The sequence below is a fragment of the Agrobacterium sp. DKPNP3 genome (genome assembly GCF_052686535.1).
This window is the reverse complement of sequence record NZ_JBQYSN010000033.1, coordinates 38,424-45,434: the sequence shown is the minus strand read 5'-3', so window position 1 is coordinate 45,434 and position 7,011 is coordinate 38,424. Positions and strand designations below refer to the sequence as shown.

The 7,011-nt window shown below is 57.3% G+C and carries 7 protein-coding genes; 2 read left to right on the top strand and 5 right to left on the bottom strand.

Annotation, left to right across the window (positions count from 1 at the left end):
* A partial coding sequence (locus ACUTJJ_RS11560; RefSeq protein WP_445542254.1) for a helix-turn-helix domain-containing protein occupies window positions 1-412 on the top strand: 412 nt, incomplete at its 5' end.
* A gap of 72 nt (window positions 413-484) precedes the next feature.
* Here ACUTJJ_RS11560 and ACUTJJ_RS11555 read toward each other — a convergent pair.
* The 4 genes from ACUTJJ_RS11555 to ACUTJJ_RS11540 are packed head-to-tail and all read right to left on the bottom strand — an operon-like array spanning window position 485 to window position 4,228.
* Window positions 485-1,132: a DNA-binding protein gene (locus tag ACUTJJ_RS11555; RefSeq protein WP_445542253.1), complete on the bottom strand. Its 648-nt coding sequence runs from the start codon at window positions 1,130-1,132 to the stop codon at window positions 485-487.
* Window positions 1,107-2,297 (bottom strand): helix-turn-helix domain-containing protein, encoded by a 1,191-nt coding sequence (locus ACUTJJ_RS11550; RefSeq protein ID WP_445542252.1) that lies wholly within the window; start codon window positions 2,295-2,297, stop codon window positions 1,107-1,109. The genes ACUTJJ_RS11555 and ACUTJJ_RS11550 overlap by 26 nt, the downstream gene beginning before the upstream one ends.
* Window positions 2,281-3,675 (bottom strand): 7-cyano-7-deazaguanine synthase, encoded by a 1,395-nt coding sequence (locus ACUTJJ_RS11545; protein WP_445542251.1) that lies wholly within the window; start codon window positions 3,673-3,675, stop codon window positions 2,281-2,283. Before ACUTJJ_RS11545 ends, ACUTJJ_RS11550 begins: the two co-directional genes overlap by 17 nt.
* Entirely contained in the window at window positions 3,656-4,228 is a 573-nt protein-coding gene (locus ACUTJJ_RS11540) for a hypothetical protein (protein ID WP_445542250.1), read from the bottom strand. The genes ACUTJJ_RS11545 and ACUTJJ_RS11540 overlap by 20 nt, the downstream gene beginning before the upstream one ends.
* A 223-nt stretch (window positions 4,229-4,451) precedes the next feature.
* Between ACUTJJ_RS11540 and ACUTJJ_RS11535 the strand changes: the two genes are divergently transcribed.
* The gene (locus tag ACUTJJ_RS11535) at window positions 4,452-5,360 is read left to right on the top strand and encodes a DUF4365 domain-containing protein (RefSeq protein WP_445542249.1); all 909 of its coding nucleotides are present in this window, start codon (window positions 4,452-4,454) and stop codon (window positions 5,358-5,360) included.
* Window positions 5,361-5,529: 169 nt separating this feature from the next.
* On the opposite strand, the gene dgt is transcribed toward ACUTJJ_RS11535, so the two are convergent.
* Window positions 5,530-6,861 (bottom strand): dGTP triphosphohydrolase, encoded by a 1,332-nt coding sequence (dgt, locus tag ACUTJJ_RS11530; protein ID WP_445542248.1) that lies wholly within the window; start codon window positions 6,859-6,861, stop codon window positions 5,530-5,532.
* Between the last annotated feature and the right edge of the window lie 150 nt (window positions 6,862-7,011).

Here is a 7,011-nt window from a genome sequence, read left to right as displayed (position 1 = left end):
GTTGTTCGCCGCCTCGATCTTGCGACAGGCCGGGCTCACCTCCGGTGCGCATCTTGCCGCCATCAATCTCGGCCTCAAAACCATCCCCGTCGATCGGCGCCGCCATCGCGACCAGGAGACGCGGCTGCTGGCCATCACCCAAGGGTTTTTGGCGGCCGCGGAGATCGGTCTGAAAGAACATGACCGGCTCGCGTTGGCGCGCACGATGTTCCAGCGAAAGCTGGACGGACGCCGGACGTCTTCAAAGCTGCCGGAGCTGGTCGAGCTGGTGATGGCAAAACCATTGGTGTCGGCCGCGATGGTGGCGAAGACGCTCGAGGTCACGCCGCAGGCGGCGCGGCGGATTGTTTTGGAGCTGGGCCTGCGGGAAATGACGGGGAGGGGGAGGTTTCGGGCGTGGGGAGTGATGTAGCTAGCCTGTCGGCGACTGCGCGCGGCGCGGTGTCGAGGATTTGAGTCGGTCGATTCAGGAAAGTTCGCTGTGTTAAAGGAGCAAGCGGTCCGCAGACTGTTGCCGCTGACCGCGGCGTGCGAAAAGCTGCTTGTAACCCGGCAGACAGGTGCAGTATTCGGCATTTTCAATGCCGATGATACCGACAACATGGGATGTGCTTTCTGGAGGAATGCGCATTCGACCGTCGCGCAGTGCCCGGAATAGGGCCTCCCTGTGACCCTCCGCCCCCAGGCTCTCAGCAGTAACCGGATGAAGAACGAGATCGAGCGACCATGCAGGTTCGACACCCATGATCGCTTTGGCACGAGTACGGCCGCGTTTCTCGTCTATTACTGGGAAGACGCCTCTCGCGCTTGCGAGCGCGATCGTCGCCGCCTCACCGTCATCGAGTGATGGCGATACGGAAGTGAGCTTGAAAAACATCTCGAATTCCTGATCCGACAGATCAACCACCGCGACGTGTCCAGCTGCGGAAAGCGCTCGTAGGAATGCCTCTTCGCCATTGCGACGGCTCGTCTCGTTCTCAAGCTCACCAGCTACGACGTTCGCGACGACGATCGGATTGGGGATCGAAGTAAGGATATCGACCCCGCACCTGGAGGCATGCAGGTTGATGAGCACGCTCGTGTCGAGAATCAAAGGGACGGTATCGTCACTCAGGGAATTTGAGTAGGTCATCCGTCTCTTTTTCCTCGAGCTCGATTTCGTCGACGATCTCGCGCAGCTGCAGCCTGGTGATTTTCAGGAGTTCCGCAAGCTGTCCTTCGGACATTAGCTCGCGCTTCCAAGCCGCGTGTGCCATCAGACTCATTCGTTGCGAGATCAACCGATCTGCATCAGCCTTACCGGCGTCGCGCCGGTCTGCGGCGCTTCCGAGCACTTCTCGTGCGTGCTCATCCGTGATACCTCCGTTATCTTCGAACCAGGACCACGTTCCTTTCTTCACAAGCCCCAGCTCTTCCAAACGCAGAACACAGGCTTGGCGGGAAATCCCGTATTGGTCAGCAAGGAGAATGACGAGGCGGCGCGTCGTCTTTCCAGTGATCTCCTTCAGTTCTCGAAAGCTCTCGCTAAAACTCTCCGCCGGCGTGACAAAAGCGCGGCCGAAGGCATTTGCGTAGCGCTCGTCCCGCGACAGAAATTTCTCATCCTCTTCGAGGACCTCAGGTACTTGCCGCGTCCCATAGAAATGCCCGGTTTCGTGTGCCGTGGTCTGGACCCGGCGAGGCAGCGGATGGTTTGCGTTCAGCAGAATGCAAGCGCCCACGTTATCATCGTAAGTGAACAAGCCCGCTACACGTGATTTCGAAGAAAGGCGCCGCTGGTAAAGGCGAATTCCGAGTCCTTGCTCCACGATGGAAAAGATATCGGCGATGGGGCCTGATCCCAGCCCGAGCCAGTTTCGAAGTTCTCTCGCATGGGCTTCCCCCAATGCGACCGCGTCACCCTCGTTGAGGCCCCGCTCCGGAGGGTAGTTACGGCGGCGCTGTATACCGAGAATGTTTTCGAGCTCGACGTCTGCTTTGATGAGGTCGTTGAGCAGCCGTATTGCCTCTAGTGTATGTTCGTCTTCCGTCTCTCGGAGCTTGCGGAACCTCGGCATCAGATCCGTATGAACGGCCTCGCGTCGCAGCAGTGCATTTACCGACACGCCGTAGCGGCGAGCCAAGGTCTGGATCTCCTGTATGCGAACACGCCTGGCGCCCTTCTCGATAGAGACCAGCGTCGGTCGAGAGACGCCGATGAACTGCGCAGCGTCATCTTGGCGAACATCGGCGTTCTCGCGGGCAATCCGGAGCCGGCGACCGATTTCTTGCGTGCTCAGCTCATTTAGAACGGTCATAGCGGCCTCCGCCCATCCAGCTGTTCAAGAAGCTTTTTTCATCTTGCGCGGACAAGAAGGTCCGCCATTCTTGGGCATGCGTCATCAACATTATTCTCAGGTTTCGAAGAGTTTGCTCATAGGCCTCACCAGTCGCGGCGGCAATCTGTGAAGCGAATGGCCGTAACGCTGCATCGGCCAATGCGGACATCGTGGCGAGGTGGTCGAGATGGCGAGCCCCCACGCTTCCGTATTCAACCATGATATCGCGATCAGCGTCGTCGGTGATGCTCGCGAGCGCCGAATCAACTTCCGAAGCGGATAGATCCGAGACGACATAGGTGTCACTCGGCTCTACGATTTCTGCGGCGTGAAGACTCATTCGGCGCAAGAGGCAGGCAGCGCAGAGACCGCATTGCCGCCGGTGCTCGGCATTGACGATCCTGCGCGTCTGCCAGCACGAACGGGTATTGATCAAATGCTGGTGTTTCCTGCCTGGCAAACCTAGGAACGCCTTCATCGTCTCACCTTTGGTCGACCATAGGCGTGGCTGTTCGAATTTTATGCTGCAGTCGAGCAAGGCCCGAGTGAACCGCTCCATCTTTCTGAAGAATGCCGGAAAATTCCGGTAATCAGTGTAGATATTGTAGAGCGGCACGAGAACCGGTCCGAGTGCACCTTGTCCGCTCTCGGGCACGATGATCCTGCTTATATTGGAAAGATGCGAAGCAATTGTCGCCATTGCCGCGAACTGGAAACCACGAGATCGGAAGCTACTCTCCTTGCCCTTGAAGCCTTTCACCCGGAAAGGAATCTGAGTGAAGTGGCTGTCGCCATCCATCCGGCGCTGCTTGGTGCTGGCAACACGGATACATAGCGCCTCGGAGGCCGGGCCGCTCAGCGCAGATACTGCACGCGAATCCAATCCGTTGCTGTAGGCGATTGCGAAAGTCTTCGGCTGCTCAAACATAAGCGGGACCTGCCGCCAACCGATTGGGGACGCGTTCGCGGCTTTGACAAAAGTGAAACGCCAGCTGTCGCCGGTCAGAAAGTTCATGGCGCTTCGGAGTGACGACTGCACCTCAAGCCTCGACCAACATGCGTGGTCGATGACAGGGATCGTAACATGCAGATTGCGCAGCCATGATGCCGGTCGCCTCCACCGGCGGTCGGCGAACTCGATCGCGGCTGCCAAGACCATCAGGTCATAGTGTTTGGCCGCAAACCCTTTTACGTCAAAGGTATCAAGAATATCTGGAACGAACTGTATATGCTTGCCTATCTCAGCAACGACAGCTTTATCCAACTCCGGATGTCGAGTGGCCCGGCCTTTCTCAACAGCGAGAAGGTGTTTTTCGTGATGGACCTCAGAGTGCGATTCAGTCTTCATCTGGTCCATCGTTCACATCCGTGCGCGCGGTCCGGCGGAACGCGTTCTTGTTGCCATTTTCGAGAGCAGCGCACACGCCGCCAACATCGATACTCGCGAAGGTTTCTCGATTTCGTTGAACGCCTTTTGCAAAATCCGCTCGGCTCATATCGCCAACATCTCTGGCGCGAAGACATTCCTCGTGGATGCGATTCTTAGCGTTCTCCAGAAGCTCACTCACAGCGCTTCCAAGGGCCGCATCGAGTGACTTTCTCTCCGACATCCCCTCGCGGAGATTGCAGAGTAGATTTCGTTCGAGCGCGTCGCTGAGAGACGAGCGCTCGTAGTTGTCGAAGATGGACTCCGTCGCGGCTACTGAATCCAGATCCATCTGGTCACGAGATGCACGAGAATCCAGTTCACGATAGAGCCGATCGAATGCCTTCATATCGATGGCACCAAGAACGCTGTGACAGGCCTGCTTAGCACGCTCGTCCTGCGAGGCCGCGTCATTGACGAGGTCCCGTCCATACTGCTTCCACTTATTGCTCAATGCAGAATTTCGGAAAGGTCCGTCGGTCATCATCGCCTCCAATGTTGGTAATATTAACATGAAATCTGACAAAGTCAACTTCTATCAAAAAAAAGCTGACAATATTGCGGTTCAGCCCATGAGCCAGCAAAGATGGCGGGGAACACTTATGCCAGCATGCCGAGCAGCCGGGTTGTCAACGTTCCTTTGACTCGAAAGCTGAGCAGGTTATCTGAGGGCTTGAATAGAACCGGCACCAACGGATTTGAGGGACATGGCAACGTACTCATCGCAGCGTCGCGGACAGCTTGGGGTAAATCAGGTCGAGAAAGTTGTCCTCGAAATGGGGTGGCGTTGGCAACAACTCGATGCTGCAAACGACGATGGCGTCGACGGTCTCATCTTTGTAGAATCGGGAGGAATACCTACAGGGCAAATCATCTATGTTCAGGTGAAGTGCCACGATTCTCGCACGGATAGTAAAGGCAGGATCTGTGTCTCCTTTAGGAAGGCGGGACTTGCTCGAAACTACGAACAGTGGCGACGGGTTGTAGGCGCCGCCATTTTGGTTCATGTTTCGCCTACCCCTCCGTATGCGACACACTGGGTCAATTTGCTTGAACCTGGCGCGGTAAAGGGAAGTCAGGTATTCGTTGACCCCAAGTGCAGCTTTGGGCAATCAAGTGCGCGGCGGCTCGCAATTCTCTGTGGAAACATTCACCGCGATCTCCTAAAGGCGCGTGTCGACACTGAAACCGCGGACTTCGACTACCTGAAAAAAGGTGCCACGGACCTTCAGAACAACGCAAAGGCCTTCTATCGACAGCTGAGAGCTGATCCTCCGAGACTGGGGGGAAGTGGACCATTGGTCAATTTCAGTTCGGAGGGCTGGCGCCACATTACCCGACAGTCTCGCGCACGCCTATCGCAACTGCAGTCGATGCTCCTGTTGGGAGGCACCCGTCGGGTAATCGAGGCAACGCCTGAAACCGCGCTGGAGGTTTCTGATGAATTTGACGGTGGGCGTCTTGTCATTGCGCGCGTGGCTCTAACCTTCCCGTTCAGGCAAACCTGTATGGTGAAGCTAATTTTGAGGCGGCGAGGCACGGTCGGAAACTACTACTACAGCTTTTGGTCGATTTACGAATCTCGTAGGGGACGGGATGTGCTAGGCCGCAAGTGAGACGCAGGGAACCTCCTACCACTGCGTCTTTCGATCGCAAAGGTCCAAGGACCTCGGACGGGAGCGCGCTCCCTACGCCTCAGGCAAGTGTTGAATCTAGATTGTGGCTTTGTCAACCACATCACACTCGCGGAATGATGGTCGACATAATCCGGGGTTCAGCCGGGTCCTAGATCCCGGCCACGAGCTTGGCGATCTTGACGGCGTAACGGTCGGTCATTCCTGACACGTAATCCGCAAGCGCGTGAAGGGCTGTGTATTCGTCTTTAACGTCGCGTAAATCGAGATTGGCTGCCCGGCGAAGTTGCTCGTGGTAACCGTCGAGCCCGGCCGGTTCCCAGTTCCTGGCGCGCAACTGCTCGAAGACGCCGATCAGTCCATCAAGCACCCGGTGCACGACGTTCCTGCCAAAGACCTCCAGCTCCGTCTTGCGGGGAGAGGTGAACAGGCGCTGCTTGGAGAGCTTCTCAATCGCGGCAAATTCCCCGCTTCGAGCGGAAACCTCGATAAGCGATCCTGAGAAAGAGCCTGACATGATCGCCTCATAGTTTTCCTTGAAGGCCGCGACACAGGCATCAATGGCCGACCCGATCGCGCGAGCCCGGGCATAGGCGATGATCTCGTCAGTCGTTCTGTCGGCTAGAGGGACGTTGGGTATGCCGGCGAGAGACTGAAGATGCTTCAGGACCACGTCCTCAGGAAAGTCGCCTGACGCGTACGCGTCCTCGAGGTCGAGAATGTTGTAGCAGATGTCGTCCGCGGCCTCGACGAGGAAGACAAGTGGGTGGCGGCGCCACCAGCGGTCGGCGCCGATGGTTTCCGCAGGCAACCCCACCGCTTCGGCGACCTGGGCGAACAGCTCGGCATCGCTCTCGAACACACCGAATTTCTTGAGCCCGCGATATGGTTGGGTTGCACTAGCGCGGACCTTGGCGGTCACCGGATACTTCGCGAAGGCGCCTAGCACCCCCATCGAGAGGCGCATGCCGCCCTCGTTCCGGTACATCTCCAGTCTGCTGATGATTCTGAAACCCTGGGCGTTCCCCTCGAAATCCTTGAATTCTAACCGAAGCGGCGCCCCGATCGCACCGAACAGTTCTGACGAACCGTCGAAGCGCTCCGCGAACCAGCTTCCGATCGCCGCCTCTCCTGAGTGCCCAAAGGGCGGGTTCCCTATGTCATGCCCGAGGCAAGCAGCCTGAGTCATTCCGGCGACGACGTGTTTCTCGCCCGCGCCGAGGCCATGCTCTTTCTCGAGCCAATCGCCTACTGCAATGCCTAGGGAGCGGCCGACGCTCGCCGTCTCGACGCTGTGGATCAGTCGATGGTGTAGGTGGTCGTTTTCGTACAGGGGATGGACTTGCGTCTTGTTGGCAAGGCGACGGAAGGGAGCAGAGAATGTAATTCGGTCCGCGTCTTGAATGAACGTCGGTCGGTCGGGTTTCTCAACGTAGTTCGTGTCGCACAAACGCCTTCGGTCGAGGAGGTTCTGCCAATCCACGTGATTTCTCCAACTATTTGCGCGCCACAACTGCTACGTTAGTAGCCGCTGAGGAAAGTTGTGTAAACCGCGGATACGGAATTAAAATCCGTCTAAGGTTGCTGCCGTATACGAGCCGAGGTAACGGGCATCGAACATCCTCAGTCGGTC

Coding starts and splice junctions, on each gene's coding strand:
- ACUTJJ_RS11535 (WP_445542249.1), top strand. CDS start 4,452: ATGGCAACGTACTCATCGCAGCGTCGCGGACAGCTTGGGGTAAATCAG.
- ACUTJJ_RS11555 (WP_445542253.1), bottom strand. CDS start 1,132: ATGACCTACTCAAATTCCCTGAGTGACGATACCGTCCCTTTGATTCTC.
- ACUTJJ_RS11545 (WP_445542251.1), bottom strand. CDS start 3,675: ATGGACCAGATGAAGACTGAATCGCACTCTGAGGTCCATCACGAAAAA.
- ACUTJJ_RS11540 (WP_445542250.1), bottom strand. CDS start 4,228: ATGACCGACGGACCTTTCCGAAATTCTGCATTGAGCAATAAGTGGAAG.
- ACUTJJ_RS11550 (WP_445542252.1), bottom strand. CDS start 2,297: ATGACCGTTCTAAATGAGCTGAGCACGCAAGAAATCGGTCGCCGGCTC.